Genomic DNA, 26,401 nt, shown 5'->3' with positions numbered 1-26,401 from the left:
TGTGAGCGGCGATCCGGCCATCATGATCTGCGTTGGCGCGACCAAAGCGGGCACCAGCTCGCTTTATCGCTATTTGCACGATCACCCGGATTGCCACCTGCGCTCGATCAAGGAAATCCACTATTTCGACACCGTTGAGAACAACGATTACGAATTTCAGTTCGACGTCTTTTCGCGTCTGCGCGCGGATTTGATCCAGCGGCAGGACATCGCAAAGAAGAACGCGAACAAGTGGAAGACCGAGAACCTGCAACGCCAGATCGACGACGTGGACGAGATGGTGCGCATTCTGGAGCTGGGCGAGGAGGGGGTCTCTGACTATCTCTTCTACCTTCTGGACGGGATCGGCGACAAAAAACTCGCGGGCGACATCACGCCGGGCTACGGGTTGCTCTCCGAGGAGCGGCTGCGCGACATGGCCCATATGGCGCCGGACGTGCGGTTCGTCTTCATGATGCGCGATCCGGTGGACCGGCTTTGGTCGCATGTGCGGATGCAGGCCTCGCGCCAGCGCCGCCCCGGCGAAGAGGTTGCGGTGAAGGCCAAGCGGATCATGAACCGCGTGGTTAACCGCGAGCTGGAAAAACACATTGCGCCGCGAGGCGATTATCAAGGCATCGTGGAAAAGCTCAAACGCGCGGTGCCCGAAGACAAGCTTTTGGTGGGCTTCACCGAGGATCTTTTGACGGGCAAGGGGCTCAAGACGCTCTGCGCCTTTCTGGGGATCGCGGATAAACCCGTGGACCGAGAACCGCACGCTCATGAGGGCGTGAAACTGCAACTGAGTGACAAGCAACGGCATGAGGCGGCGCGCTTTCTGGCCCCGCAATATGCCTATGTGGAAAAGACCTTTGGCGAGCTGCCCGCGCGGTGGCAAGCGAATATGGCGAGGATCTGAATGATGGACGGCGACATCCGGCAAAACACCTATGATGATGGGTCTCAGGACGCGGGCAGCGGCGAACAGAAGATCCGGAATTTCAACATCAACTTCGGGCCCCAGCACCCTGCGGCCCACGGTGTGTTGCGGATGGTTCTGGAACTCGATGGCGAGATCGTGGAACGGGCCGACCCGCATATCGGGCTGTTGCACCGCGGCACCGAAAAGCTGATGGAAAACCGCACCTATCTGCAGAACCTGCCGTATCTCGACCGCCTCGACTACGTGGCGCCGATGAACCAGGAACATGCCTGGTGTCTGGCGATCGAACGTCTGGCCGGTGTCGAGATTCCGCGCCGCGCGTCGCTCATTCGCGTGCTTTATTCCGAGATCGGCCGTGTGCTGAACCACCTTCTGAACGTCACCACCGGCGCGATGGACGTGGGCGCTTTGACGCCGCCGCTTTGGGGCTTTGAAGAGCGTGAAAAGCTCATGATCTTCTACGAGCGCGCCTGCGGTGCCCGTCTGCACTCTGCCTATTTCCGCCCGGGTGGCGTCCATCAGGACCTGCCGCCGGAGCTGATCGACGATATCGAGGCTTGGGCCGATGCCTTCCCGAAGGTTTTGGACGACATTCACTACCTGATCTCCGACAACCGCATTTTCAAACAGCGGACCGTCGACATCGGTCTGATCACCGAACAAGAAGCGCTCGACTGGGGCTTTTCCGGCGTGATGGTGCGCGGCTCCGGCATGGCCTGGGACCTGCGGCGCAGCCAGCCCTATGAGTGCTACGACGAGTTCGATTTCCAGATCCCCGTCGGCACCAATGGCGACTGCTACGACCGCTACATGGTGCGGATGCAGGAGATGACCGAGGCGACGAAAATCATCAAACAATGTGTGGCCAAGCTGCGTGAGCCGAAAAATCAGGGCGATATTCTGGCCCGTGGCAAACTCACACCGCCGAAGCGTAAGGATATGAAGACCTCGATGGAGGCGCTTATCCACCACTTCAAACTCTACACCGAAGGCTTCAAACTGCCCGAGGGCGAGGTCTACGCTGCCGTCGAAGCGCCGAAAGGCGAATTCGGCGTTTACCTCAATTCGGACGGCTCGAACAAACCCTACCGCGCGAAACTGCGCGCGCCGGGCTTCCTTCACTTGCAGGCGATGGATCACATGGCGAAAGGTCACCAGCTGGCCGACGTTTCCGCCCTCATCGCCACCATGGACATCGTTTTCGGGGAGGTCGACCGCTAATGCTGCGCCGTCTTTATTCTGAACAACCCGCCTCTTTTGAATTTACGCCCGCGAACCTCGCTTGGGCGGAGGGGCAGATCGCGAAATATCCCGAAGGGCGTCAGCAATCGGCGGTGATCCCGCTGTTGTGGCGCGCACAAGAGCAAGAGGGCTGGCTCACCAAACCGGCCATCGAGTATATCGCTGACATGCTGGGCATGGCCGATATTCGCGTGCTTGAGGTCGCGACCTTCTACTTTATGTTCCAACTGCAACCTGTTGGAACTGTTGCGCATATTCAGGTTTGCGGCACCACGACCTGCATGATCTGCGGCTCGGGCGACATCATTTCGGTTTGCAAAGAGAAAATCGCGCCGAAGCCGCATATGCTGTCGGCGGATGGCAAGTTCTCCTGGGAAGAGGTCGAATGCCTTGGCGCCTGCGCCAACGCACCGATGGCCCAGATCGGCAAGGACTATTACGAAGATCTGACTGCTGAGAATTTCTCCAAGCTTCTGGACGATATGGCTGCTGGCAACGTGCCGGTGCCGGGCTCGCAACAGGGGCGCTATTCCTCCGAGCCCGCTGGTGGTCCGGTGGTTCTGGCCGAGTACAAAGGCACGGGCGCGCAGTATAATGGGTCCGTGCAGCGTGCGGTCGACATTGGCGACGGTTTGAAACGCATCGACGGCACCGAAGTGCCGCTTTTGACGCCTTGGATTTCCAAAGGCGCGGGGCATGGTGGCGCGGGCAAATCCGTGCCGAAACCGGCGCCGACGCCGAAATCCGCTGTGCAACAGGCGGCGGAAAAGAAAGCAGCAGGCAAGGCAGAGGCGAAACCTGCGGCTCCGAAAGCCGAGGCTGCTCCGGTTGCGGGCGTGGTCGCGGAGAAGAAACCGCGCACCATGAAAGCGCCGCGCAAAGCGGGCGCCGATGATCTGAAAAAGCTGAAAGGCGTGGGACCGAAGCTGGAGCAGACGCTCAACGAGCTTGGCTTCTGGCACTACGATCAGGTCGCGAAATGGACGGCGGAAGAGATCGCTTGGGTCGACAGCCGCTTGAAATTCAAAGGCCGGATCGAACGCGATGGCTGGATAGACCAAGCTAAAATCCTCGCCGAAGGCGGCGAGACCGAATTTTCTAAACGTGCGAAATACTGAGACGAAAAGCTCGAGAGGCCAAAAAAAACGGCCCGAATGAGTGACCAACAGGGACAGTTCAGGAGTACCACATGACGGACGCACAGCAGGCTAAAACGCCTAAAATCGGATTGATCGCCGCGATTTGCGGTGTGATCGCCTTTTTGGCACTGATGTGGATCGCGGGCTACTCGACGGGCGCTTCGGTGATCGTCGGCATCCTCGTGGCGCTTTTGGTCGCGATCCTGCTGTGGATCGGTTGGTATGAGGACACGACGGAGGCCCCTGAGACCAACGTCGGCCACCCGGAAGCCGATGTCAGCGCCTCTGGCCTGATGGCAACTTCGGGCATCGGCGATGAGCCGGTGTCGGCCGCCGATGAGATCGCGGTGGAACCGCACGTAGCGGACACCCGCGAGGTGCGCTCGGCGGCTGCGGCGGCGACGCCGGAGGCCGATCCGGTCGAAGAGCCGGTTGAGACGGTCGCGGAACCGGTCGCAGAGGTCGAAGAAAAAACGGAGGCAGCCCCGGTTGCCTTTGCGTCTGTCCCGGACGCCGCGGTCGCGGCAGAGCCCGATGATCTGAAGTCGATCAAAGGCGTGGGGCCGAAAATCGAAGTGCAGCTGCACGAGCGGGGGATCACAACCTTCGCGCAGGTCGCCGCACTGAGCGCTGACGAGATCGAGACCTTGGGCGCCGCCCTCAAAGGCACCTCGGCGGCGCAGCTGACGAAATGGGCCGAACAGGCCAAAATCCTCGCCACGGGCGGGGACACGGAATTCTCGAAACGCGTCAAGGATGGCGACGTTTATTGAGGAGTAAGGAAATGGTGCCTGACAAGGACCAGCATTTGGCGAAAAAGGCGCGCATGGTCGCCGTCGTGATCGCCGTCACGATGTTGGTCTGGTTGGGGGCTCAATGGTTGGGTGGGAAACTCGGATTGCCGACGCGCTACGCGTTTCTCCTCGATCTTGCCGCTTTGGCCGGGTTCGTCTGGTCGTTTGTGGTGATGTATCAGATTTGGCGTGACACGCGCCGGAAAGACTGAAGGGACAAGAGCGATGCTCAAGGATCAGGATCGGATCTTTACCAACCTCTACGGCATGCATGACCGTAGCCTTGCGGGCGCCCAAAAGCGCGGGCATTGGGATGGCACGGCGGGCATTCTCGCCAATGGACGCGACTGGATCATCGACCAGATGAAGGCCTCCGGTCTGCGTGGTCGTGGCGGCGCGGGCTTCCCGACAGGTCTCAAATGGTCCTTCATGCCGAAGGAAAGCGACGGTCGCCCGGCGTACCTGGTGATCAACGCCGACGAATCCGAGCCCGCGACCTGTAAAGACCGCGAAATCATGCGCCACGACCCGCATACGCTGGTCGAAGGGGCGTTGATCGCCGGTTTCGCAATGAACGCGGTGGCCGCCTATATCTACATTCGTGGCGAATATATCCGCGAAAAAGAAGCGCTTCAGGCCGCGATCGACGAAGCATATGACGCCGGTCTCATTGGCCGCAACGCCTGCAAATCCGGCTATGATTTCGACATCTACCTGCACCACGGGGCAGGGGCCTATATCTGTGGCGAGGAAACCGCGCTCATCGAGTCTCTTGAAGGCAAAAAGGGCATGCCCCGGATGAAACCGCCGTTCCCGGCGGGGGCGGGTCTCTATGGCTGCCCGACCACGGTGAATAACGTCGAATCCATCGCCGTCGTGCCGACGATCCTGCGGCGCGGTGCCGAGTGGTTCGCCTCCTTCGGGCGTCCGAACAACGCGGGCACCAAGCTCATGGCGCTCACCGGCCACGTCAACACGCCCTGCGTGTTCGAGGAAGAAATGTCGATGTCCGTGCGCGAGATCATCGAGAAACACGGCGGCGGCATTCGCGGCGGCTGGGACAATCTGAAAGCGATCATTCCGGGGGGCGCGTCCTGTCCGGTGCTGCCGAAAGAGGCGCTGGAAGATGCGATTTTCGACTTCGACTGGATGCGCGAGAACAAGTCCTCCTTCGGCACCGGCTGTATGATCGTGATGGACAATTCCGTCGATGTGGTCAAAGCCGTGTGGCGTCTGTCGGCCTTCTTCAAGCACGAAAGCTGCGGCCAATGTACGCCGTGCCGTGAAGGCACCGGCTGGATGATGCGCGTGATGGACCGTCTGGTGACGGGCGATGCGGAGATCGAAGAGATCGACATGTTGCTCGATGTGACCAAACAGGTCGAAGGCCACACCATCTGTGCACTTGGTGACGCCGCTGCCTGGCCGATCCAGGGTCTCATCCGTCACTTCCGCGACGACATCGAAGAGCGCATTAAAATCAAGAAAACCGGTCGCGTCTCTGCGGCGTTTGCGGCGGAGTGATCTGATCTCATGACCTCGACCAAACATATCGCGGAGCTCAACATCGGGCGGCTTGTGGCCGAACCGGGGGACCCGCGCGTGGCCGAGTTCATGGGGGCTTTGGACCGCATCAACGGCATGGGCAAACGCATGCCGGGGTTTGTCTGGATGTCCGAGGGCTCGGGCGAGCCGGGAACAGGCAATACCGAAAACAACATCGGTGACGATCCGAAATTCGTCGCCAATCTCACCGTGTGGGAAGACGTTGAAAGCCTTGAGCATTTCGTTTTCAACACGGTGCACAAGAAATTCTACGACCGCCGCGATGAATGGTTCGAACTGATGGCCGACCAGCATTTCGTGATGTGGTACGTGGAGCCCGGGCATAAGCCCACATTGGACGAGGCGCTTGAACGCCTTGCCTACAAACAAAAACATGGGGACAGCGATCAGGCCTTTGGCTGGTCGTACATCAAAGAGGCCCGGCTTTTCCGTGAGAAAAGCTGTCGGGCCATTGCTGCGGAGTAGTCCCATGACATTGACCAAACATATTGCCCTCGCTCTTGCCTTGACCGCCGGTGCTGCCGCTGCGGCGGAGCTGCCGCCTCTGCGCGAGGTGAAAGAGATCGACCAGAACATGCTCTGGGCCGGTCTCGCCGTCGAAGTGTCGGACGAATGCCCGACCATCGAGGTCAAGAAACTCAAAGGTGTTTCCTTCCTCTGGGGCCTGAAAAACAAGGCGTCCTCGATGGGCTACACGGATGACGAAATCCGCGCCTATGTCGAAAGCGACAGCGAGGAAGCCCGCATTCGCCGTTTGGGCGAGGCTTATGTGCGCCAGGCTGGGTTCGACCCTAAGACGCCCGAAGGCCTCTGTGCTTTCGGTGAGGCAGAGATTGCACGCGGGTCGATCATCGGCTCTTTCCTGAGGAGCACCAAATGATCCGCACCACGACATATGCGGCGCTGCTCGCGCTGATGGCCACGCCGGTGATGGCACAGGACATTACGACGGATGAGGACATCACCGCCGTGCTCGTCGACAATATGATTGTCACGGAACTGACGACGATCTGCCCCAAACTGGCCCCGCGCCCCGCGCGCGTGAACCAGCAGGCGAAGGACATGATGGGCGTGATCACGGCCAAGGGCTATGGGCCAGAAGACATTCAATCGCTGCAAGACCCGGCGTTTCTCGCCACGCTTGCCGCGAAATCGGAAAGCTTCTTTGCCGCAAACGGCATTGAAAAACGAGACACGGAGGCGATGTGCGCCTTCGGCAAAGCGCAGATTGCGAAGCGGACGCCGCTTGGCAAACTCATGAAGAACAGGTGATGCAGAATGGCAGATAAGCGCAAAATCATCATTGACGGGACCGAGATCGAAGTCGATCCGGCCATGACGATCCTTCAGGCCTGTGAAGTGGCCGGGATCGAAGTGCCGCGGTTCTGCTATCACGAACGGCTGTCCATCGCGGGCAACTGCCGCATGTGTCTGGTCGAGGTTGTGGGCGGCCCGCCGAAACCGGCGGCGTCTTGCGCGATGCAGGTGAAAGACATGCGTCCGGGGCCGGAAGGCCAGCCGCCGGTGGTGAAAACCAATTCGCCGATGGTGAAAAAGGCCCGCGAGGGTGTGATGGAGTTCTTGCTCATCAACCACCCGCTCGATTGCCCGATCTGTGACCAAGGCGGCGAATGCGACCTGCAAGACCAGGCCATGGCTTACGGCGTCGATTTTTCGCGCTACCGCGAACCGAAACGTGCGACCGAAGAGTTGAACCTCGGCCCGCTCGTCGGCACCGCGATGACGCGTTGTATTTCTTGCACCCGCTGCGTGCGCTTCACGACCGAGGTCGCGGGCATCACCCAGATGGGCCAAACGGGGCGTGGCGAAGACAGCGAGATCACCAGCTATCTGAACGAGACACTGGCCTCCAACCTTCAGGGCAACATCATCGATCTCTGCCCGGTCGGCGCGCTGACCTCGAAACCCTATGCCTTCACCGCCCGTCCGTGGGAGCTGACCAAGACGGAGACCATCGACGTGATGGACGCGCTCGGGTCCAATATTCGCGTCGACACCAAGGGCCGCGAAGTGATGCGTATTCTGCCGCGCAACCATGACGATGTGAACGAAGAGTGGATTTCCGACAAGACCCGCTTCATCTGGGACGGTCTGAAACGCCAGCGCATCGACACGCCTTACATCCGCAAGAACGGCAAGCTGACCAAGGCCACCTGGGCCGAGGCGCTGTCTGCCGCGAGTGCTGCGATGAAAGGCAAAAAGGTCGCGGGTCTCGTCGGCGATCTGGCCCCGGTCGAGGCGATCTATGCTTTGAAAGGTCTGGTCGAAGGTCTGGGCGGCAATGTCGAATGCCGTGTCGACGGTGCGAAACTGCCCACTGGCAACCGTGGCGTTTACGCCGGCACCGCCACCATCGCCGACATTGATGATGCGAAATACATTCAGCTGATCGGCACCAACCCGCGCGAGGAAGCGCCGGTGCTGAACGCCCGTATCCGCAAATCTTGGGCCAATGGCGCCAAAGTCGGTCTCGTCGGCCAAGCCGTTGATCTGACCTACGATTACGCCCATGTCGGCACCGACCGCGCAGCGCTGGAAAGCCTGTTGGGCCATAACTATGGCGACGTTTTGGATCAGCCCTCGCTGGTCATCGTCGGCGCAGGCGCGATCAATGAGGCCGATGGCGAGGCGGTTCTGGCGACAGCTCAGAAACTTTGCGAAGCGACCGGCTCGAAACTCATGGTGCTCCACACCGCCGCAAGCCGCGTCGGCGCGATGGATGTGAATGCCGTGACCGAAGGCGGGCTCGATGCCGCCACCAATGGGGCAGAGGTGATCTACAACCTCGGCGCCGATGAGGTCGAAATTGCTGACGGTCCTTTCGTGATCTACCAAGGCTCGCACGGCGATCTGGGCGCACACCGCGCCGATGTGATCCTGCCGGGCGCCGCCTATACCGAGGAAAACGGACTGTTTGTGAACCTCGAAGGCCGCCCGCAGCTGGCGCTCCGTGCCGCCTTCCCGCCGGGCGAGGCGAAAGAGAACTGGGCGATCCTGCGCGCACTCTCTGCTGAGCTGGACGCGACGCTGCCTTACGACTCGCTGGCGCAACTGCGCAACGCGCTCATCGCTGAGGTGCCGCATCTGGCGCAGATCGACGAGGTGCCGGAGAACGCTGTGGTTGCATTGCCGGAGAAATCGCTGGGCAAGGCCTCCTTCCGCAACGCGATCAAGGATTTCTACCTGACGAACCCGATCGCGCGTGCCTCTGTGCTGATGGCTGAATTGTCCGCCATGGCGAAAGCCCGCGCCGAGACGACGGTGGCCGCTGAGTGATGGCGCTGAGCGGGGCACATATGGCCGCTCTCGGGCTGGTGGCGGTGGGTTTGTCCGGCTGTGACAAGACCTGCTGTGCCGCGCCTGAAGCGGATGTGTCGCGCGCGGCGGCCTCCGAATATCTCGGGGTCGAGACCCGTCTTTTGGACGGTGATCTGGTGAATTTTCTCGTCTCCGCGCGTGGAGACGGGGCGAAAACAAATGTGGTGGCCTATGCCGATTGCGCGGCTGCCCAATATGCGCTGATCCGAGGGTTCGGGTTTGCGCGACATGTGCGGACAAATGTCGCACAAGAGGCTGGAATTTGGCGCGCGGATGCTGTTTACACCATCTCGCCAGCGCTCCCCGAAGGTTTGCGCAAGCTCGACGCAGAAGTCGTCGTCGCAAACTGTCGGGACAACGGAATACCGACGGTGTGAAAGGCTGAAAAATGGTCGAATTTTTCACGACAACTAATCTGGGGATCTTCCTGCTCACCCTTGGGCAGATTTTGTTGGTCCTCGTGCCACTCTTCGTGGCGCTCGCCTTCCTGATGTATGGCGACCGGAAAATCTGGGCGGCAGTCCAGATGCGCAAAGGCCCCAACATCGTTGGCATTTTCGGCCTCTTGCAGTCCTTTGCGGACTTTATCAAATACGTGGTAAAAGAGGTGGTCGTGCCGGCAGGCGCCGACAAATTCGTCTTTTACCTCGCGCCGATGATCACCTTCATCACCGCGGCCATCGCCTGGGCGGTGATCCCGTGGAACGATGGCTGGGTGATCTCCGACATCAACATCGCGATCCTCTATATCTTCGCTGTCTCCTCTCTTGAGGTCTACGGCGTGATCATGGGCGGTTGGGCGTCGAACTCGAAATATCCTTTCCTCGGCTCACTTCGTTCCGCAGCCCAGATGATTTCCTACGAGGTTTCGATCGGCCTCATCATTATCGGTGTGGTGCTGTCCTCGGGCTCCATGAACTTTGGCGACATCGTCGCGGCGCAAGACGGCAAGGGCATCTTTAGCTGGTACTGGCTGCCGCATTTCCCGATGGTCTTCCTGTTCTTCGTGTCCGCCCTGGCGGAAACCAACCGCCCGCCGTTCGATTTGCCCGAAGCGGAATCGGAACTCGTGGCAGGCTACCAAGTGGAATATTCCTCGACGCCGTTTTTGCTCTTCATGATGGGCGAGTTGATGGCCGTCGTTCTGATGTGTGCGCTGGTGTCGATCCTGTTCTTCGGCGGCTGGAACTCCCCGGTCGAATTCCTGCCCGACGGCATCCTGTGGCTGATCCTCAAGATGCTGATCGCGTTCTTCGTCTTCTCGATGGTGAAGGCCATCGTGCCGCGTTACCGCTACGACCAGCTGATGCGCATCGGTTGGAAAGTCTTCCTGCCGCTCTCGCTGGGCTGGGTCGTTCTGGTCGCGTTCTTTGCTCAATACGGTGCGTTCTGGGGAACCTATGCGCGCTGGACCGTTGGAGGCTGACATGTTGCGAAAGAGCATTTTGGCTTTGACACTCAGTCTGTTGGGCGCAGGGGCGGTCAGTGCAGGCGAAAGCGAAGGCATGGCTTGCTACAAGCAGAAAGACTATCTCTGCGCGTTCGATCAGTTGCTTGAGCATTTCCAGGGAAACGGCGGGAAATACATGATCAAGTCCCAAAGCGGTCCGCAAGCGAGTGCGAAAGCTCTGATGGAGTCTCTCATTCGTATTACAGATGCAAGCGCGCCGGGGGCGACGATCAGCCGTATCAAAGCGTACAACGCATTCACGACTGGAACTCTCGGGTCTCAACCGTGGATGCATATCACTGGCCATGTGTTGGCGGTTGAGGAGTGTGGCAAGACCGGCGACACCAAATGCCACGACGCCGCATTGAAGACTTTTTGCAGCAATACCGAGAATTGGCTTTCGACCCAATTCTTGGATCGAAAGCTGAACAAAGACTTTAGAACCCGCATGTTTGCCGTAATGAAGAAGTGTTGAGGAACCCATGGCTCTCGATTACACCCGCGCCGCCAAGTATTTCCTGATGATGGACATCTGGGCCGGCTTTAAAATCGGTCTGCGATATTTCTTCGCGCCCAAGGCGACGATCAACTATCCGCATGAAAAAGGGCCGCTTTCCCCGCGTTTCCGGGGCGAGCACGCGCTGCGTCGTTACCCGAACGGCGAGGAACGCTGCATTGCCTGTAAGCTCTGCGAAGCGATCTGCCCGGCGCAGGCCATCACCATCGATGCCGAACCGCGTGAAGACGGCTCGCGCCGCACCACGCGTTACGACATCGACATGACGAAATGCATCTACTGTGGCTTCTGTCAGGAAGCCTGCCCGGTGGACGCCATCGTCGAAGGCCCGAATTTCGAATTCTCCACCGAGACGCGTGAGGAACTGTTCTACGACAAGGAAAAACTCCTTGAGAACGGCGCGCGCTGGGAGGCGGAGATCGCCCGCAACCTCGAATTGGACGCGCCCTACCGTTAAACTTGGACCGCTAAGGAACCGAACCCTTGAACGATTTCACCAAACTTTTCGCAGAGATGATCGAGCAGAGCCAAAAGATGGCGGCCTCGTTCAACCCGGCGCTGGAGAGCTTCCAGATGCCGGCTCTCGACAAGCTGTTCCCGACGATGACGAAGGAACAGATGGAGATGTTCTGGGGCAATACGTTCAACCGCGACGGTCTGGATGCCAAGACGCGTTTGCTGGTCGTTCTGGCCGGGCAGACCGTGTTGGGCGCACAGGCCGAAGCGCCGTTCAAACTGACGGTCCGCCACGCCATCGAGGCGGGGGCAACGCAAAAAGAGATCGCGGAAGTGATCTATCAAATGTCAATGCTGGGCGGAGTTCCGGCGATGTCAAAGGCACTGGAGTTGGCGCAGGCCGTCTTCTCCGAGACGCAGGAGGGCAGTGAATGACTGTCGCAGATTACGCATTTTACCTTTTCGCCATCGTGATGCTGGTGGCCGGGGTGTTCACGGTTGTGTCGCGCAACCCGGTGCACTCCGTGCTCTGGCTGATCGTCACCTTCCTGACCGCCTCCGGGTTGTTCGTCCTGCTGGGGGCGGAATTCGTCGCGATGCTTTTGGTCATCGTCTACGTCGGCGCGGTGATGGTGCTGTTCCTCTTCGTGGTCATGATGCTGGACGTCGATTTCGCGGAGCTCAAGGCGGGCATGGCGAAATACCTGCCGTTCGCGCTTTTGATCGGTGTGGTGCTGTTGCTTCAGATGGGCTTTGCCTTTGGTGACTGGCACACGGCCGAGGGTGCCGAGGCGCTGCGCCGTTCGGTGACGCCGGACGCGGCCGAGGTGCACAACACCGCCGCTCTGGGCCAGCTCATGTATGACGATTACCTGATGCTCTTCCAACTGGCCGGTCTGATCCTTTTGGTCGCCATGATCGGCGCCATCGTCCTGACGCTGCGCCACCGCTCGGATGTCAAACGCCAGAACGTGCTGAAACAGATGTATCGCAAGCCCGAAGAGTCTTTCGAAATGAAAGACGTGAAACCGGGGCAGGGGCTTTAAGCCTGACGTGAATGACCGGGGCGAGGTCTTCCCGCGCCCCGAACCAAAGGCCGCAAAAGCGGCGAGAGAGAAAGAACTGAGGGACGACATGGTCGGACTTGAACATTACCTGACAGTGGCCGCGGCGCTGTTTGTCATCGGCATCTTCGGGCTCTTTTTGAACCGGAAGAACATCATCATCATCCTGATGTCGATCGAGATGATCCTGCTGTCGGTCAATATCAACCTTGTCGCCTTCTCCTCCTTTATGGGGGATTTGACGGGACAGATTTTCACGATGCTGGTGCTCACCGTAGCCGCAGCAGAGGCCGCCATCGGGTTGGCCATTCTCGTGAGCTTCTTCCGCAACCGCGGCACGATCGACGTCGAAGACGTCAACGTGATGAAAGGGTAAGGGCAAATGGAAACGATCATCCTCTTCGCGCCGCTGGTCGGCGCCCTCGTCGGCGGCTTTGGCTGGCGTGTGATCGGCGAGAAGCCCGCGCAATATCTGACCACGGGTTTGTTGTTTCTGGCCGCCATCCTGTCTTGGATCGTGTTCCTGACCTTCGATGGCACGACCGAGCATGTGACGATCCTGCGTTGGATCGAAAGCGGGTCTTTGTCCGTCGATTGGGGCATTCGGGTGGATCGTCTGACGACCATCATGCTGATCGTGGTGAACACGGTCTCGGCGCTCGTGCACCTCTACTCGCTGGGCTACATGGCGCATGACGAGAACTTCGGCGACGACGAACCTTACCGCGCGCGCTTCTTTGCCTATCTCTCTCTCTTCACCTTCACCATGTTGATGCTGGTGACCTCCGACAACCTGATCCAGATGTTCTTTGGCTGGGAAGGTGTGGGGCTGGCGTCCTACCTGCTGATCGGTTTCTACATCAAGAAACCCTCCGCCGGTGCCGCTTCGATGAAGGCCTTTATCGTCAACCGTGTCGGTGACTTCGGCTTTATCCTCGGCATGGCCGGTCTGTTCTTTTTGACCGACAGCGTGCGGTTCGAAGATGTGTTTGCCTCCGGCCCGATGCTGGCGGATACGACGCTGCATTTCCTCTGGACTGAGTGGAACGCCGCCAACCTTCTGGCCTTCCTCTTGTTCGTCGGTGCGATGGGCAAATCGGCGCAGCTTTTCCTGCACACCTGGTTGCCGGACGCGATGGAAGGCCCGACGCCTGTGTCGGCGCTGATCCACGCCGCGACCATGGTGACCGCGGGCGTCTTCCTCGTCTGCCGCATGTCGCCGATCTTTGAATATGCGCCGCAGACCCAGATGTTCATCATCTACATCGGTGCGACCACGGCGTTTTTCGCCGCCACCGTCGGTCTGGTGCAAAACGACATCAAACGCGTGATCGCTTACTCGACCTGTTCGCAGCTCGGCTACATGTTCGTGGCCGCAGGCGCGGGCGCTTACGGTCCGGCGATGTTCCACCTTTTGACGCACGCCTTCTTCAAAGCCATGCTCTTCTTGGGCGCCGGTTCGGTCATCACCGCGATGCACCACGAACAGGACATGCGCAACTACGGCGCGCTGCGTAAAAAGATCCCCTTCACCTTCTGGATGATGATCATTGGCACGCTGGCGATCACCGGCGTTGGCATCCCGCGCACGCATTTCGGTTTCGCGGGCTTCCTGTCGAAAGACGCCATCATCGAGAGCGCCTATGCCTCGGGTGTGGGCTACGCTTTCTGGATGCTGGTCATCGCGGCGCTGTTTACGTCCTTCTATTCGTGGCGCCTCATTTTCCTGACCTTCTTCGGCAAGGCGCGCGGAGATCATCATGCGCATGACCATGCGCACGAAAGCCCGCTTGTCATGCTGGTGCCGATCGGGACGCTGTCCTTGGGCGCGATCTTTGGTGGCATGATCTGGTACAACAGCTTCTTCGGCGATCATGATAAATTCACTGAGTTTTTCGCTCTGCCGCATCACGCGGAAGTCGAGATGGCTGAGGGTCATGGCGAAGCTGCTGCGGATACGCACGGTGAAGCGGCTGACACTCATGCGGTGGCGGCTGATACGCACGGCGAAGAGGCCGCGCACGGCGAGGCAGGTATGGCCCCGCAAGGCGCGATCTTCCTCGCCGCTGACAACACCGTTCTGGACGACGCGCACCACGCGCCGACCTGGGTCAAGGTGTCGCCCTTCATCGCCATGGTGCTCGGCTTCCTGATCGCCCTTTGGTTCTACATCTGGAAACCGGAAACGCCCGCGAAACTGGCGAAAAGCCAGCCCGTCGCCTATCAGTTCCTGCTGAACAAATGGTATTTCGACGAGCTTTATAACGCGATCTTCGTGCGTCCCGTTCTGGCCCTTGGCCGCTTCCTCTGGAAACGCGGCGACGAAGGCACCATTGACGGCGGGATCAACGGTCTTGCGCTTGGCATCGTGCCCTTCTTCACCCGCCTTGCTGGCCGGGCGCAGTCGGGCTTCATCTTCACTTACGCTTTTAGCATGGTTCTGGGGATTGTGATCTTGGTAACCTGGATGTCGATCGGCGGGGGGGCACACTGATGGATAACGTGCTTTCTATCGTCACCTTCCTTCCGACAATGGCCGCCCTCGTGCTTGCGCTGATCCTGCGCGGCGAGGATGCGGTGGCTCAACTCAACGCAAAACGCGTGGCGCTTTTGGCGACCGTGGTCACCTTTGTGATCTCTCTGTTCATCCTCTTTGGCTTCGATCCCGACAACACCGGGTTCCAGATGGTCGAAGAGGCCGACTGGATCATGGGGCTCAAATATAAGATGGGCGTCGATGGCATTTCGGTGCTCTTCGTGATGCTCACCACCGCACTTATGCCGCTGGTGATCTGGTCCGCATGGGACGTGAAAACCCGCGTCAAAGAGTACATGATCGCTTTCCTTCTGTTGGAAACGCTCATGCTCGGCGTGTTCTGTGCGCTCGATCTGATGCTTTTCTACCTCTTCTTCGAGGCAGGCCTCATTCCGATGTTCCTGATCATCGGCATCTGGGGCGGCAAGAACCGCATCTACGCCGCGTTCAAGTTCTTCCTCTACACCTTCTTGGGCTCCGTCCTGATGCTCGTTGCCATGGTCGCCATGTATATCGACGCCGGCACCACCGACATCGTGCAGCTCATGGCGCATGACTTCTCGTCCGAGACCATTCAGGTGCTGGGCTTCAACATCATCGGCGGGTTCCAGACGCTTGCCTTCCTCGCCTTCTTCGCATCTTTCGCGGTGAAGATGCCGATGTGGCCGGTGCACACTTGGTTGCCCGACGCCCACGTTCAGGCACCGACGGCAGGCTCCGTGGTTCTGGCCGCGATCCTCTTGAAGATGGGCGGCTACGGCTTCCTGCGCTTCTCGCTTCCGATGTTCCCGGTGGCTTCCGCCAACCTCGCGGATTTCATCATGGTCCTCTCTGTCATCGCCATTGTCTACGCCTCGCTCGTGGCCTTGGTGCAGAGCGACATGAAAAAGCTGATCGCTTATTCCTCGGTCGCTCATATGGGCTACGTGACGGCGGGTATCTTTACCTTTAACCAACAGGGTCTCGATGGCGCAATCTTCCAGATGATCTCGCATGGTTTCGTTTCCGGCGCGCTCTTCCTTTGTGTCGGCGTGATCTACGACCGGATGCACACGCGTGAGATCGACGCCTTCGGGGGGCTCGTGAACAAGATGCCGGCCTATGCGCTCGTCTTCATGTTCTTCACCATGGCGAACGTCGGCCTTCCGGGCACCTCCGGTTTCATCGGGGAATTCCTGACGATCCTCGGCATGTTCCAGGCCAACACCTTGATCGCTTTGGTCGCCGCCTCCGGCGTGATCTTCTCCGCCTGCTACGCGCTTTGGCTCTATCGCCGCGTCGTTCTGGGCGATCTGATCAAAGAAAGCCTCAAAACGATCAAGGACATGACCCCGCGCGAGAAATGGATCTTTGCACCGCTCGTCGCCATGACGCTGCTGTTGGGGATCTACCCGGCGCTGGTGCTCGATCTGATCGGGCCGTCCGTGACCGCCCTTATCGACAATTATCACGCCGCTCTGCCGATGATGGCAGACGTCGCCACCCACTGAAGGACACCGGGATATGACCTCTACTGACTTTTCCACCGTCCTGCCGGAAGTTCTCCTCGCCATCTACGGCATGGCGGCGCTCCTGTTCGCCGTCTACACCGGCAAGGACAAACTCGCGGCTCTGATCACTTGGGTGACCGCCGCTGTCTTCGTCATCATCGCTTTGATGATCGGCTTGGGCGGCGAGGGTTCGCGCGCCGCCTTTGGTGGCATGTTCATCGACGATGCGTTTTCGCGTTTCGGCAAAGTGGGCATCTTGCTTTCGGGCGCGGCCGTGCTCGTGATGTCCTATGACTTCTTGGATAAACGCGGCTTCGCGAAGTTCGAATACCCGATCCTCGTGCTGTTCTCCACGATCGGCATGATGGTCATGGTCTCCGCGGGCGACCTGATGGCGCTTTATCTCGGCCTCGAACTGATGTCTCTGGCGCTCTACGTCATCGCATCTTTCCGCCGCGACAGCGTGAAATCCACAGAAGCGGGCCTCAAGTATTTCGTGCTGGGCTCCCTGTCTTCGGGCCTTTTGCTTTACGGCTCGTCCTTGGTTTACGGCTTCTCCGGCACCACCTCTTTCGCGGGCATCATCTCTGTCGTGCAAGATGACGTGCCGGTGGGCGTGCTCTTTGGCCTCGTCTTCGTGATGACGGGTCTGGCGTTCAAAGTCTCCGCCGTGCCCTTCCACATGTGGACCCCGGACGTCTACGAAGGCGCACCGACGCCGACGACCGCCTTCTTCGCCACAGCGCCGAAACTTGCCGCCATGGGCCTCTTCGCCCGCGTGCTGCATGATGCGTTCGGCGGCATCGTCGGCGACTGGCAACAGGTTCTGGCGGTCATCGCCGTGGCCTCCATGTTCTTGGGTGCCATCGCCGGGATCGGTCAAAAGAACATCAAACGTCTGATGGCCTATTCCTCGATCTCCCACATGGGCTTCGCGCTCATGGGCCTGGCGGCTGGCAATGCCGAGGGCGTGCAATCCGCGCTTATTTACATGGCGATTTATGTGACGATGAACATCGGCACCTTTGCCTTTATCATGACGATGGAGCGTGACGGCAAGCCGGTGACGGATATTTCCGCGCTGAACCTCTACTGGCGCAACTCGCCGACGAAAGCGCTGGCCCTTCTGGTCCTGATGTTCTCGCTCGCCGGTGTGCCGCCGATGCTCGGCTTCTTCGGGAAACTGGCGGTGCTTCAGGCCGCTTGGGGCGCAGGTCTCGTTTATCTTGCCGTCTTCGGTGTGATCGCCTCCGTGATCGGTGCCTTCTACTACCTGCGCATCGTCTACTACATGTATTTCGGTGCCGAGACCGATCCGCTCGACAAAGTGTCGAGCCCGGTCACCTTCGCGCTTCTGACCCTCTCCGCTCTGATCATGCTTGTCGGTATCGTCAACATGTTCGGCGTCGAGGGCATGGCGGCGATTGCGGCGGATGCGCTGGTCAAGTGAGCCCCGCAGACTCTCGTCATACATGGCCCGCAGGCGTAGGACGCACCGTCCTCGCCTCCGTGGACAGCACCATGTCGGAGGCCGCGCGTGTCGCGGCCTCTTCCACATTTCCGCAATGGATCATGGCCCAGACCCAGACCGCGGCCCATGGTCGTCGTGGACGCCCCTGGACCATGCCGGAAGGCAACTTCGCCGCGACCCTGTTGATGTTCCCGCAGGAACGGCCCGAGCTGATCGCGCTGCGCAGTTTCGTCGCCTCTCTGGCGCTCTATGACGCCTTCGTCGCCGTCACCGGGCGGCCCGATCCGTTTTCGCTCAAATGGCCCAACGACGTGCTTTTGAACGGCGGCAAGGTCGCGGGCATCCTGTTGGAGCGCGGCGCTTCGCATCTGGCCATCGGCATCGGCATCAACCTCGCCGAAGCGCCGCCTCTGTCTATGGTCGAAGAGGGCGCAACACCGCCCGTCTCCTTGGCGCATGAAACCGGGGCCTTGGTGGCGCCTGAGGAATTCCTCGATCTTCTCGCGCCGTCCTATGCCCATTGGGAGGCGCAATTCACCACCTACGGCTTTGGCCCGATCCGCGAGGCTTGGCTCGCGCGCGCGGCGCGTTTGGGCACCGAAATCCGGGCGCGCACCATGCGCGAAACCCATCACGGCACATTCGAAACCGTGGACGCCTTTGGCAATCTCGTGCTGGCCACTTCCAAGGGCAAGCTCACCATCCCAGCCGCAGAGGTCTATTTCTGATGCTTCTCTGTATCGACACCGGCAACACCAACACCGTCTTTTCCATCTGGAACGGTCGTGAGTTCATCGCCACATGGCGTACCTCGACCGAGCACCAGCGCACGGCGGATCAGTATTATGTCTGGCTCTCGACCCTGATGAATTTTCAGAAGATCGAGGCGGATATTTCCGAGGTGATCATCTCCTCCACCGTGCCGCGCGTGGTGTTCAATCTGCGTGTTCTGGCGAACCGCTATTTCAACTGTCGTCCGCTTGTGGTCGGTAAGCCGGAATGCCTCTTGCCGCATATGCCGCGCGTCGATGAGGGCACCACTGTGGGCCCGGACCGTCTTGTGAACTCCGCAGGCGCCTTTGATCGCTTTGGCGGCGATCTCATCGTGGTGGATTTCGGCACGGCGACCACCTTCGACGTGGTGGCTGAGGACGGGGCTTACGTGGGTGGCGTGATCTCCCCCGGTGTGAACACCTCGCTCGAAAGCCTCCACCTCAAGGCCGCCGCTCTGCCGCATGTCGATGTCACCATGCCGGAGAAGGTCATCGGCACCAACACGGTTGCCTGTATGCAATCGGGGGTGTTTTGGGGCTATATTGGCCTCGTGCGCGAGACCTGTAACCGCATCAAGGCCGAATATGGCCGTCCGATGCAGGTGATTTCGACCGGAGGCCTTGCGCCGCTCTTCGATCAGGGTCACAAACTCTTTGACCATTTCGATGAATTCCTGACCATTCACGGCCTCGTCGTGATCCATAAGTATAATAAGGACATGGGTAACCTATGAGCGAACGTCTTCTCTATCTTCCTCTGGGGGGCGCCGGCGAGATCGGCATGAACTGCTATGTCTATGGCTACGGTCCGGCGGGCAATGAACGTTACATCGTCGTCGATCTTGGCGTCACCTTCCCCTCGATGGATGGCACACCGGGCGTCGATCTGATCTTCGCCGATGTGGCTTGGCTCGAGGAGCGCAAGGACCGCATCGACGGCATTTTCATCACCCACGCGCACGAAGATCACGTTGGCGCCGTCGGCCATCTCTGGCCGCGTTTGGACGCGCCGATCTATGCCCGTGCTTTCACTGCCCATTTGGCACGTCTGAAATTCGAAGAGCACGGTCATGACGAGTTGCAGATCAAAACCGTCTCCGCCTGGCCCGAACAGATCAATGTCGGCCCCTTCACCGTGGGCTTTGTGCCGATCTCGCACTCGATCCCGGAATCCTCCGCGCTTGTGATCGACAGCCCGGCGGGCCGTGTGATCCACACCGGCGACTTCAAAACCGACGAAAATCCGGTGGTGGGCGAACCCTTCGACCGGGCTTTGTTCGAAGAGATTGCCAAGACCGGCGTCAAGGCGCTGGTCTGCGATTCCACCAACGTCTTCTCGCCCAATCCGGGCCGCTCCGAGTCTGAGGTCATCGGCCCGCTGACCGATTTGATTTCCTCGCTCGACGGCATGGTGGCGGCGACCACTTTCGCGTCGAACATCGCGCGGGTGAAAACCTTGGCCGAAGCCGGGTCCAAAGCCGGGCGCTCCGTCGTCCTTCTGGGCCGTGCCATGCGCCGGATGATCACGGCGGCGATCGAGACCGGCATCATCTCCGATTTTCCGAAAACCGTTTCGCCTGAAAACGCCGCCGATATTCCGCATGAAAACCTCATGCTGCTCACGACAGGGTCGCAAGGCGAACATCGTGCGGCCACCGCACAGCTTTCGCGCGGCAAATACCTTGGCCTCAAGATGGCCGAGGGCGATACGATGATTTTCTCCTCGAAAACCATCCCCGGCAATGAGGTCTCCGTCGGTCGTATTCTCAATGCGTTCTCGGAAATGGGGGTCGATACGATCTCTGGCCGCGATGACATTCACGTCTCTGGTCACGCCAACCGCCCCGATTTGGCGCTGATGCATGAGATCGTCAAACCGCAGGTCGTGATCCCGATGCATGGCGAACATCGCCACCTGCGCGAACATGCCAAATTGGCGGAGTCCAACGGCTTCAAATCCATCGTCGCGCCCAATGGTGTGGGGGTCGATCTCTCCGGCAATGCCCCGCGCGTTGTCGAATATATCGAAACAGGCCGCACCTATCTCGATGGCTCGATCCAGATCGGGGCGCTCGATGGCATCGTGCGCGACCGTATCCGCATGGCCCTCAATGGCCTCGTCGTGGCCACCGTGATCATCGAGGATGACGAACCGCTGGGTGATTGCTGGTGTGAGCTGCGCGGCCTGCCGGAAACCGGCCTGTCGCGCGCGCCTCTCAATGAGGTTCTCGAAGAGGATGTGAACCAGTTCCTGATGCGTGCCAAACCCAAGACCCTGTCGGATGACGACAAGCTCGAAGAGGAAATGCGCCGGATCATCCGCCGCACGACCCAAGAGGAAGTGGGCAAGAAGCCCGAGGTCCAGATTATCATCTCGCGCCTGTCGAGCTGATCTGAGCGCTTTAAGGCAGCGTCACTGTCTTCATCTTTCTTCGGCGTTAAGGTTAATCTAATTAAGGTTAACGCCGAGGAGAGAGCGAAACAGGCCTGTGTTTCCTTTGCTGTCGCAAATACTCAAAAGAAAACCCGCGCTCTCAGGCGCGGGTTTCTCAATTCGGTCTCTGGTTTCAGGGACTATCCGGCCTGACGTTCCTCAAAGCTCAGTGCAATGAAAGAGGGCAGGTGATCCCCAAGGCCCACGACCTTGTCATCCTCTTTGCGGCCACGGCCACGACGATGTTGCGGTTTCTGGTCTGAGCTGTGGTCGGATTTGGGCTCCGGCTTAGGCTCGGATTTCGGCGGCGTGGTGCTGCGATCCTGTTGAACCTCTTCCGCCTGATCTGCGGTTTTGACCTCATCCGATTTGTCCGACCGACGACGGCGCGAGCGCGTGCGTTTCGGCTTGTCAGACGTTGCTTCGTCACTCGCCGGGGACTCTTCCGTAACGGTCCCAAGCGGGTTCTCCAAACGCGGAATTTCCTTGGCGATCAGGGCTTCTACATCGGCGAAATTCTTTTCGTCGCGCGGCTCGCAGATCATGATCGCCTTGCCATCCCGCCCGGCGCGGCCCGTGCGGCCGATGCGGTGCACATAGTCCTCGGCATGGCCCGGCACGTCGAAGTTGAACACATGGGTTACAGAGGACACATCAAGCCCGCGTGCGGCGACGTCAGAGGCCACGAGGATCTTGATCTCGCCATTGCGGAATTTCTCCAGCGTGGCGTTCCGCTGGCTTTGGTCCAGATCACCGTGAATCGGCGAAGCCTGATAGCCGTATTTGTTCAAGGACTTGGAAACGATATCGACATCCGTCTTGCGGTTGCAGAAGATGATGCCGTTTTGCAGCTTGTCGCCCTCGGCGTCGATCAGCGCGCGCAGAAGTTTGCGCTTCTCGCTTGCCGCACGGTCGCGGCGCGAGCCTTTGAACATCACCACGCTTTGCGCGATGTTCTCGCCAGAGGTCGCCTGACGTGCGACTTCAATGCGGGCAGGGGCCGAGAGAAACGTGTTGGTGATCCGCTCAATCTCCGGTGCCATCGTGGCGGAGAAGAATAGGGTCTGGCGGGTGAACGGCGTCAGACCAAAGATGCGTTCGATGTCGGGAATGAACCCCATGTCGAGCATCCGGTCGGCCTCGTCCACCACCATGACTTTCACGTCGGACAGGATGAGCTTGCCGCGTTCGAAATGGTCGAGCAAACGCCCCGGCGTCGCGATCAGCACGTCGACACCCTTGTCGATCAGCGCGTCCTGTTCCTTGAAGCTCACGCCACCGATCAACAGTGCCTTCGTCAGCTTCATGTATTTGGTATATTGATCGAAATTCTCGGCCACCTGTGCCGCCAGCTCGCGAGTCGGGCAGAGCACCAGAGAGCGCGGCATGCGTGCACGTGCCCGGCCACGGGCCAGGTTGGTGATCATCGGCAACACGAAAGAGGCGGTTTTGCCCGTCCCGGTCTGGGCGATGCCCAAAACGTCTTTGCCTTCGAGCGCGGGCGGAATGGCGCCGGCCTGAATGGGGGTCGGGCTCTCGTAACCCGCATCTTCGATGGCTTTGAGAACTTTGGGGGCGAGATTGAGATCGGTAAACTTGGTCAAATTGTGCCTTTCGCGATGTTACGGCTGTGAAGTGGCCGCAAAACCCCGCGCGGCCCGCCCGGCCATATTGCCGATGCGTCTTTGGGCGCTCTCATACGCTTCAATCACGAAAAGGTCAAGGAATGCTGAATTTTCGGAGTTAAAGCCCGTCAAGGAACCTTTCGGCAGGGCATTTCGTTACTCAAGACACACATCACCGTCTCAGGAAAAGGAGCCGCGATATGATCAAGAAATACGGGACCGCCGAATGGCGTGGAGGTTTGAAAGAAGGCAAGGGGGTGATTTCGACCCAGAGCGGCGCGCTCTCCGATCAGCCCTACGGTTTCAACACGCGGTTCGAGGAGAAGCCGGGCACCAATCCGGAGGAATTGATCGGCGCCGCGCATGCCGGGTGTTTCTCGATGGCGCTGTCCAATATCTTGAGCGAGGACGGCATCGTGCCCGATAAAATCGAAACGCGTTCGACCATTTTTCTCTCGATGGAGGACGGCCCGAAAGTGGTTCGCGCCCATCTGGATGTAAAGCTTTCGGCGCAGGCGGATGAGGCCGCGCTCAAAGCGGCCGCCGAGAAGGCCGAAAAAGGGTGCCCGATCTCGCAACTTCTGGAGTGTGAGATCACCATGGATTTGGACATTCTCTGATGTTCGATGACAAAACGCCGCCTCTGTTGGGGCGGCGTTTTGCGAATAATCTCAATGGATTGAAGGGGTTTCAGGAGCCCGTGATGACGGCATTCTGAAGCACGGCTGCCTGCCAGGTTTCCGGGTCCAGAACCGGCATCATATCGCCCTTGATGGTGACGCGTGCGCCTTCTTCGAGGCCTTGGATCGGGCTGTTCAGGCTGACTTGAACGGAGGCGCCGTGTTCGCCGCTGCCGCAGAACGGGCAGAGCCCCATGTCGGAGACAAGGATCAGCTCGCTGATGTCGGCCCCCGGCGTCAGAGGCACGGCATAGCCCGTCAATTCCATGCCCTTCACACCGTTTTTCAACCGTTCGGGAAAGCCCTTTTTGACCTCATAGGTGGTCTCGGTGACCACCTCGTCAATCGTGATGCCTTGCAAAAGATCCCAGCCGGGGGCCTCCGCGAAGACGGGGAAAGCAGTGGCGGACAGGCCTGCGGTCATGCTGGCAGTCAAGGCAATGCGGCTGACGGACATGGGATCTCCATTTTGTGCGAATACGGTTCGAATAAGTGTAATCTTTTCGGCATCATAAAGAGTTGTGCGCAGTTCGCACCCGTAAAAATCGAGCTTGGCAAAACTTCGCCGCCGGACGCTGGCGCTTCAAAGCCCAAGCGTCAGAAGTACGACGCCAGGCAGGAGCAAGGCGAGAGCCGCGATAATCCACACACCATCGCGCCCAGTCAACCCAATGCCAAGCGCGATAAGCGGAAGCGAGAGGGCGATGGGCAGACCGGGGATGAACCCGACAAGGATCATGCCGAGGCCGCAAAGCGCCGTCAGAATCGCAAAAATCCGGGATGGGCCGCGACCGGTAACCAGCCATGTCAGGCGTTCATGCACAAAGGGGGTCAGTTTGGCGGCAAAGGCTTGGGCTTTATGACTGCCGCTGCGAAGTGTGTCGGCGGAGATCGGGCGATCCCGCAGCCAATGCGGCAGCCAAAGCCCGCGCTTGCCGCGAAGCGTTTGCGCAGACAACAAGATCAAAAGCCCCCCTGCAATGGCGGGCAGGCCGGGGATCGAGCCGACAAAGGTCACAAGCATGCCGGTGAGCACGTAAAATGGCCCCACGCCCCGCGATTCCATGGTTTTCACCAGTGTGCCGATGGACAGCTCTTGCTGTGTCTCGGTGAGGCTGTCGAGATCACCAAACATCTCTGTCAGGTGATCCCTGTCATCCGAATCTCCGTCGTCACTCATGCCTGATCCTTGCGTTCCCTCATGGTCTCAAAGGGGGAGACGCATGAAAGCCTAAAAGGTTCCAAAATCGGAGCCTTTTGAGATCAGACCATCATCTCTTTCGTCGCCGACAGCGTGAGCTCCGGGTAATCGCGCTCAATGCGGTCGATGTCCCATTGCAGACGTGTCAAAAACACCGGATCGCCGTCGTGGTCGAAAGAAATATGCTGTTTGTTCGCGTTGATAAACTTGTCCAATTCCAACTTCGGACCGGTCACCCAGCGCGCAGAAGTGAATTGAGATGCATCAAATCGAACAGGCAGCCCGTATTCCAACTCGATCCGGCTGGCCAGCACTTCAAACTGAAGCGCGCCGACCACGCCGACGATAAAGCCGGAGCCAATGGCCGGTTTGAACACTTTCGCGGCACCTTCTTCGGCGAATTGCATCAGCGCCTTTTCGAGGTGTTTCGCCTTCATCGGATCGCCCGCGCGCACACCTTGCAAAAGCTCAGGCGCAAAGCTCGGAATGCCGGTCACGCGAATGTCCTCGCCCTCGGTCAACGTATCGCCGATGCGCAGCTGGCCGTGGTTCGGAATACCGATGATGTCGCCCGCCCAGGCCTCTTCGGCCAGTTCCCGGTCAGAGGCCAGAAACAGCACGGGGTTAGAGATCGCCATCGGCTTTTTCGAGCGCACATGGGTCAGTTTCATCCCGCGTTTGAAATGCCCGGCGGCCAAACGCACGAAAGCCACGCGGTCGCGGTGTTTCGGGTCCATATTGGCCTGCACCTTGAACACATAGCCCATGACTTTGGTCTCTTCGGGGCTGATCGCGCGCGGCGTGGCCTTTTGCGGCTGCGGCACGGGACCGAATTTGGCGATGCCGTCCATTAGTTCCTGCACACCAAAGGAGTTGATCGCGGAGCCAAACCAGATCGGCGTCAGCGTCCCGTCGAGGAACGCCTGACGGTCAAACGGTGGCAACAGCTCGCGCGCCATTTCAAGCTCTTCCTTGAGCTGCTCGAGCAGATGCGCGGGCACATGTTCAGCCAGTTTGGGGTCATCCAAACCTTCGATCTTGATGCTCTCGGCCACCTTGTTGCGGTCGGCACGGTCCATCAGTTCGAGACGGTCGTTCAACACGTCATAACAGCCCAAGAAATCCCGCCCGACGCCAATCGGCCAAGAGGCGGGCGTCACGTCAATCGCGAGGTTCTCCTGAATTTCGTCAATGATCTCAATCGTGTCGCGGCTTTCGCGGTCCATCTTGTTACAAAACGTCAGGATCGGCAGATCGCGCATCCGGCAGACTTCAAAGAGTTTCTGCGTCTGGCTTTCCACGCCCTTCGCGCCGTCGATCACCATGATCGCCGCGTCCACTGCGGTGAGCGTGCGGTAGGTGTCCTCGGAAAAATCCGAGTGACCGGGGGTGTCGACAAGGTTGAAACGATAGCCCGAAAAATCGAAGGACATCGCAGAGGCCGACACGGAAATCCCGCGGTCCTTTTCCATCTGCATAAAGTCCGAGCGCGTGCGGCGCGCTTCGCCTTTTGCGCGCACCTGACCGGCCATCTGGATCGCCCCCCCGTACAACAGGAATTTCTCCGTCAACGTCGTCTTACCGGCGTCCGGGTGCGAGATGATGGCGAAGGTCCGGCGACGAGCAATCTCCGGCGGCAATTCGGGGGCGTTATGGCTACGATCCAACATGCGCGTTCATATACGCGTGGGCGTCATTCCCG

At 59.4% G+C, this 26,401-nt stretch carries 28 protein-coding genes; 24 read left to right on the top strand and 4 right to left on the bottom strand.

Going from position 1 to position 26,401, the window contains the following annotated elements; genetic code table 11:
• The first annotated feature begins 1 nt into the window (after position 1).
• The 23 genes from ACN0X0_RS12345 to ACN0X0_RS12235 all read left to right on the top strand — a co-directional run bounded on the left by ACN0X0_RS12345 (position 2) and on the right by ACN0X0_RS12235 (position 21,151).
• Complete coding sequence (locus tag ACN0X0_RS12345; RefSeq protein WP_417279396.1) at positions 2-898, top strand: sulfotransferase; 897 nt, start codon at positions 2-4, stop codon at positions 896-898.
• Positions 899-2,143 carry an NADH-quinone oxidoreductase subunit D gene (locus tag ACN0X0_RS12340; RefSeq protein ID WP_417279395.1) on the top strand — a complete coding sequence of 415 codons (1,245 nt, stop codon included), beginning with the start codon at positions 899-901 and terminating at the stop codon, positions 2,141-2,143.
• On the top strand, positions 2,143-3,282 hold the full coding sequence (locus ACN0X0_RS12335) for an NADH-quinone oxidoreductase subunit E (protein WP_417279394.1): 1,140 nt from the start codon (positions 2,143-2,145) through the stop codon (positions 3,280-3,282). The genes ACN0X0_RS12340 and ACN0X0_RS12335 overlap by 1 nt, the downstream gene beginning before the upstream one ends.
• Positions 3,283-3,353: 71 nt before the next feature.
• The gene (locus ACN0X0_RS12330) at positions 3,354-4,076 is read left to right on the top strand and encodes a helix-hairpin-helix domain-containing protein (RefSeq protein WP_417279393.1); all 723 of its coding nucleotides are present in this window, start codon (positions 3,354-3,356) and stop codon (positions 4,074-4,076) included.
• 11 nt (positions 4,077-4,087) lie between these two features.
• A complete protein-coding gene (locus tag ACN0X0_RS12325; protein ID WP_417262081.1) occupies positions 4,088-4,309 on the top strand; it encodes a DUF5337 domain-containing protein in 222 nt (73 codons plus the stop codon).
• Positions 4,310-4,322: 13 nt separating this feature from the next.
• On the top strand, positions 4,323-5,621 hold the full coding sequence (gene nuoF / locus ACN0X0_RS12320; RefSeq protein ID WP_417279392.1) for an NADH-quinone oxidoreductase subunit NuoF: 1,299 nt from the start codon (positions 4,323-4,325) through the stop codon (positions 5,619-5,621).
• Positions 5,622-5,630: 9 nt separating this feature from the next.
• Positions 5,631-6,128: a DUF3291 domain-containing protein gene (locus ACN0X0_RS12315; RefSeq protein ID WP_417279391.1), complete on the top strand. Its 498-nt coding sequence runs from the start codon at positions 5,631-5,633 to the stop codon at positions 6,126-6,128.
• A gap of 4 nt (positions 6,129-6,132) precedes the next feature.
• Positions 6,133-6,543, top strand: a complete 411-nt coding sequence (locus tag ACN0X0_RS12310; RefSeq protein WP_417279390.1) for a DUF5333 domain-containing protein — start codon at positions 6,133-6,135, stop codon at positions 6,541-6,543.
• Positions 6,540-6,935, top strand: a complete 396-nt coding sequence (locus tag ACN0X0_RS12305) for a DUF5333 family protein (protein WP_417279389.1) — start codon at positions 6,540-6,542, stop codon at positions 6,933-6,935. The genes ACN0X0_RS12310 and ACN0X0_RS12305 overlap by 4 nt, the downstream gene beginning before the upstream one ends.
• Positions 6,936-6,941: 6 nt before the next feature.
• Positions 6,942-8,960 (top strand): NADH-quinone oxidoreductase subunit NuoG, encoded by a 2,019-nt coding sequence (nuoG, locus tag ACN0X0_RS12300; protein ID WP_417279388.1) that lies wholly within the window; start codon positions 6,942-6,944, stop codon positions 8,958-8,960.
• On the top strand, positions 8,960-9,379 hold the full coding sequence (locus ACN0X0_RS12295) for a hypothetical protein (RefSeq protein ID WP_417279518.1): 420 nt from the start codon (positions 8,960-8,962) through the stop codon (positions 9,377-9,379). Before nuoG ends, ACN0X0_RS12295 begins: the two co-directional genes overlap by 1 nt.
• Before the next feature lie 11 nt (positions 9,380-9,390).
• Entirely contained in the window at positions 9,391-10,428 is a 1,038-nt protein-coding gene (gene nuoH, locus ACN0X0_RS12290; protein WP_417262074.1) for an NADH-quinone oxidoreductase subunit NuoH, read from the top strand.
• Between the two features lies 1 nt (position 10,429).
• The gene (locus tag ACN0X0_RS12285) at positions 10,430-10,927 is read left to right on the top strand and encodes a hypothetical protein (RefSeq protein ID WP_417279387.1); all 498 of its coding nucleotides are present in this window, start codon (positions 10,430-10,432) and stop codon (positions 10,925-10,927) included.
• A gap of 7 nt (positions 10,928-10,934) precedes the next feature.
• Positions 10,935-11,426 (top strand): NADH-quinone oxidoreductase subunit NuoI, encoded by a 492-nt coding sequence (nuoI, locus tag ACN0X0_RS12280; protein ID WP_226553151.1) that lies wholly within the window; start codon positions 10,935-10,937, stop codon positions 11,424-11,426.
• Between the two features lie 56 nt (positions 11,427-11,482).
• Positions 11,483-11,860 (top strand): carboxymuconolactone decarboxylase family protein, encoded by a 378-nt coding sequence (locus tag ACN0X0_RS12275; RefSeq protein WP_417262238.1) that lies wholly within the window; start codon positions 11,483-11,485, stop codon positions 11,858-11,860.
• Positions 11,857-12,471 carry an NADH-quinone oxidoreductase subunit J gene (locus ACN0X0_RS12270; protein WP_417279386.1) on the top strand — a complete coding sequence of 205 codons (615 nt, stop codon included), beginning with the start codon at positions 11,857-11,859 and terminating at the stop codon, positions 12,469-12,471. Before ACN0X0_RS12275 ends, ACN0X0_RS12270 begins: the two co-directional genes overlap by 4 nt.
• 88 nt (positions 12,472-12,559) lie before the next feature.
• Positions 12,560-12,865 carry an NADH-quinone oxidoreductase subunit NuoK gene (gene nuoK / locus ACN0X0_RS12265; protein WP_066603543.1) on the top strand — a complete coding sequence of 102 codons (306 nt, stop codon included), beginning with the start codon at positions 12,560-12,562 and terminating at the stop codon, positions 12,863-12,865.
• 6 nt (positions 12,866-12,871) lie between these two features.
• Complete coding sequence (nuoL, locus tag ACN0X0_RS12260; RefSeq protein WP_417279385.1) at positions 12,872-14,983, top strand: NADH-quinone oxidoreductase subunit L; 2,112 nt, start codon at positions 12,872-12,874, stop codon at positions 14,981-14,983.
• Entirely contained in the window at positions 14,983-16,515 is a 1,533-nt protein-coding gene (locus ACN0X0_RS12255) for an NADH-quinone oxidoreductase subunit M (RefSeq protein ID WP_417279384.1), read from the top strand. The genes nuoL and ACN0X0_RS12255 overlap by 1 nt, the downstream gene beginning before the upstream one ends.
• A 13-nt stretch (positions 16,516-16,528) precedes the next feature.
• Positions 16,529-17,965, top strand: coding sequence for an NADH-quinone oxidoreductase subunit NuoN (gene nuoN / locus ACN0X0_RS12250; protein ID WP_417279383.1), 1,437 nt, complete (start codon positions 16,529-16,531; stop codon positions 17,963-17,965).
• Positions 17,962-18,714: a biotin--[acetyl-CoA-carboxylase] ligase gene (locus tag ACN0X0_RS12245; protein ID WP_417264065.1), complete on the top strand. Its 753-nt coding sequence runs from the start codon at positions 17,962-17,964 to the stop codon at positions 18,712-18,714. The genes nuoN and ACN0X0_RS12245 overlap by 4 nt, the downstream gene beginning before the upstream one ends.
• A complete protein-coding gene (locus ACN0X0_RS12240; protein WP_417264066.1) occupies positions 18,714-19,493 on the top strand; it encodes a type III pantothenate kinase in 780 nt (259 codons plus the stop codon). The genes ACN0X0_RS12245 and ACN0X0_RS12240 overlap by 1 nt, the downstream gene beginning before the upstream one ends.
• Positions 19,490-21,151 (top strand): ribonuclease J, encoded by a 1,662-nt coding sequence (locus ACN0X0_RS12235; protein ID WP_417279382.1) that lies wholly within the window; start codon positions 19,490-19,492, stop codon positions 21,149-21,151. Before ACN0X0_RS12240 ends, ACN0X0_RS12235 begins: the two co-directional genes overlap by 4 nt.
• A 182-nt stretch (positions 21,152-21,333) precedes the next feature.
• Here the strand turns inward: ACN0X0_RS12235 and ACN0X0_RS12230 are convergent, their stop codons facing one another.
• Entirely contained in the window at positions 21,334-22,797 is a 1,464-nt protein-coding gene (locus ACN0X0_RS12230) for a DEAD/DEAH box helicase (protein WP_417279381.1), read from the bottom strand.
• Between the two features lie 221 nt (positions 22,798-23,018).
• Here ACN0X0_RS12230 and ACN0X0_RS12225 point away from each other — a divergent pair, with 221 nt between their 5' ends.
• The gene (locus ACN0X0_RS12225; protein ID WP_417279380.1) at positions 23,019-23,438 is read left to right on the top strand and encodes an OsmC family peroxiredoxin; all 420 of its coding nucleotides are present in this window, start codon (positions 23,019-23,021) and stop codon (positions 23,436-23,438) included.
• Positions 23,439-23,508: 70 nt separating this feature from the next.
• Here ACN0X0_RS12225 and ACN0X0_RS12220 read toward each other — a convergent pair whose 3' ends face one another.
• From ACN0X0_RS12220 to ACN0X0_RS12210, 3 genes are all read right to left on the bottom strand, one after another.
• Positions 23,509-23,955: a hypothetical protein gene (locus ACN0X0_RS12220; protein ID WP_417279379.1), complete on the bottom strand. Its 447-nt coding sequence runs from the start codon at positions 23,953-23,955 to the stop codon at positions 23,509-23,511.
• A 126-nt stretch (positions 23,956-24,081) separates the two neighbouring features.
• A complete protein-coding gene (locus ACN0X0_RS12215) occupies positions 24,082-24,678 on the bottom strand; it encodes an exopolysaccharide biosynthesis protein (RefSeq protein WP_417279378.1) in 597 nt (198 codons plus the stop codon).
• A gap of 83 nt (positions 24,679-24,761) precedes the next feature.
• Positions 24,762-26,369 (bottom strand): peptide chain release factor 3, encoded by a 1,608-nt coding sequence (locus ACN0X0_RS12210; RefSeq protein ID WP_417264072.1) that lies wholly within the window; start codon positions 26,367-26,369, stop codon positions 24,762-24,764.
• Positions 26,370-26,401: the final 32 nt, after the last annotated feature.

The sequence above is a fragment of the Celeribacter sp. genome (assembly GCF_048270365.1).
Lineage (GTDB): Bacteria > Pseudomonadota > Alphaproteobacteria > Rhodobacterales > Rhodobacteraceae > Celeribacter.
The sequence above is the reverse complement of the archived record's forward strand: the minus strand, read 5'-3'. Positions and strand labels throughout refer to the sequence as shown.

Bases quoted from the DNA above. Each gene is read 5' to 3' on its own strand.
- nuoI (WP_226553151.1), top strand. From the start codon at position 10,935: ATGGCTCTCGATTACACCCGCGCCGCCAAGTATTTCCTGATGATGGAC.
- ACN0X0_RS12295 (WP_417279518.1), top strand. From the start codon at position 8,960: ATGGCGCTGAGCGGGGCACATATGGCCGCTCTCGGGCTGGTGGCGGTG.
- ACN0X0_RS12310 (WP_417279390.1), top strand. From the start codon at position 6,133: ATGACATTGACCAAACATATTGCCCTCGCTCTTGCCTTGACCGCCGGT.
- ACN0X0_RS12270 (WP_417279386.1), top strand. From the start codon at position 11,857: ATGACTGTCGCAGATTACGCATTTTACCTTTTCGCCATCGTGATGCTG.
- nuoL (WP_417279385.1), top strand. From the start codon at position 12,872: ATGGAAACGATCATCCTCTTCGCGCCGCTGGTCGGCGCCCTCGTCGGC.
- ACN0X0_RS12285 (WP_417279387.1), top strand. From the start codon at position 10,430: ATGTTGCGAAAGAGCATTTTGGCTTTGACACTCAGTCTGTTGGGCGCA.
- nuoG (WP_417279388.1), top strand. From the start codon at position 6,942: ATGGCAGATAAGCGCAAAATCATCATTGACGGGACCGAGATCGAAGTC.
- ACN0X0_RS12220 (WP_417279379.1), bottom strand. From the start codon at position 23,955: ATGTCCGTCAGCCGCATTGCCTTGACTGCCAGCATGACCGCAGGCCTG.
- ACN0X0_RS12235 (WP_417279382.1), top strand. From the start codon at position 19,490: ATGAGCGAACGTCTTCTCTATCTTCCTCTGGGGGGCGCCGGCGAGATC.
- nuoN (WP_417279383.1), top strand. From the start codon at position 16,529: ATGACCTCTACTGACTTTTCCACCGTCCTGCCGGAAGTTCTCCTCGCC.
- nuoK (WP_066603543.1), top strand. From the start codon at position 12,560: ATGGTCGGACTTGAACATTACCTGACAGTGGCCGCGGCGCTGTTTGTC.
- ACN0X0_RS12315 (WP_417279391.1), top strand. From the start codon at position 5,631: ATGACCTCGACCAAACATATCGCGGAGCTCAACATCGGGCGGCTTGTG.
- ACN0X0_RS12210 (WP_417264072.1), bottom strand. From the start codon at position 26,369: ATGTTGGATCGTAGCCATAACGCCCCCGAATTGCCGCCGGAGATTGCT.
- ACN0X0_RS12215 (WP_417279378.1), bottom strand. From the start codon at position 24,678: ATGAGTGACGACGGAGATTCGGATGACAGGGATCACCTGACAGAGATG.
- nuoF (WP_417279392.1), top strand. From the start codon at position 4,323: ATGCTCAAGGATCAGGATCGGATCTTTACCAACCTCTACGGCATGCAT.
- ACN0X0_RS12240 (WP_417264066.1), top strand. From the start codon at position 18,714: ATGCTTCTCTGTATCGACACCGGCAACACCAACACCGTCTTTTCCATC.
- nuoH (WP_417262074.1), top strand. From the start codon at position 9,391: ATGGTCGAATTTTTCACGACAACTAATCTGGGGATCTTCCTGCTCACC.
- ACN0X0_RS12255 (WP_417279384.1), top strand. From the start codon at position 14,983: ATGGATAACGTGCTTTCTATCGTCACCTTCCTTCCGACAATGGCCGCC.
- ACN0X0_RS12325 (WP_417262081.1), top strand. From the start codon at position 4,088: ATGGTGCCTGACAAGGACCAGCATTTGGCGAAAAAGGCGCGCATGGTC.
- ACN0X0_RS12305 (WP_417279389.1), top strand. From the start codon at position 6,540: ATGATCCGCACCACGACATATGCGGCGCTGCTCGCGCTGATGGCCACG.
- ACN0X0_RS12335 (WP_417279394.1), top strand. From the start codon at position 2,143: ATGCTGCGCCGTCTTTATTCTGAACAACCCGCCTCTTTTGAATTTACG.
- ACN0X0_RS12330 (WP_417279393.1), top strand. From the start codon at position 3,354: ATGACGGACGCACAGCAGGCTAAAACGCCTAAAATCGGATTGATCGCC.
- ACN0X0_RS12275 (WP_417262238.1), top strand. From the start codon at position 11,483: ATGATCGAGCAGAGCCAAAAGATGGCGGCCTCGTTCAACCCGGCGCTG.
- ACN0X0_RS12225 (WP_417279380.1), top strand. From the start codon at position 23,019: ATGATCAAGAAATACGGGACCGCCGAATGGCGTGGAGGTTTGAAAGAA.
- ACN0X0_RS12340 (WP_417279395.1), top strand. From the start codon at position 899: ATGATGGACGGCGACATCCGGCAAAACACCTATGATGATGGGTCTCAG.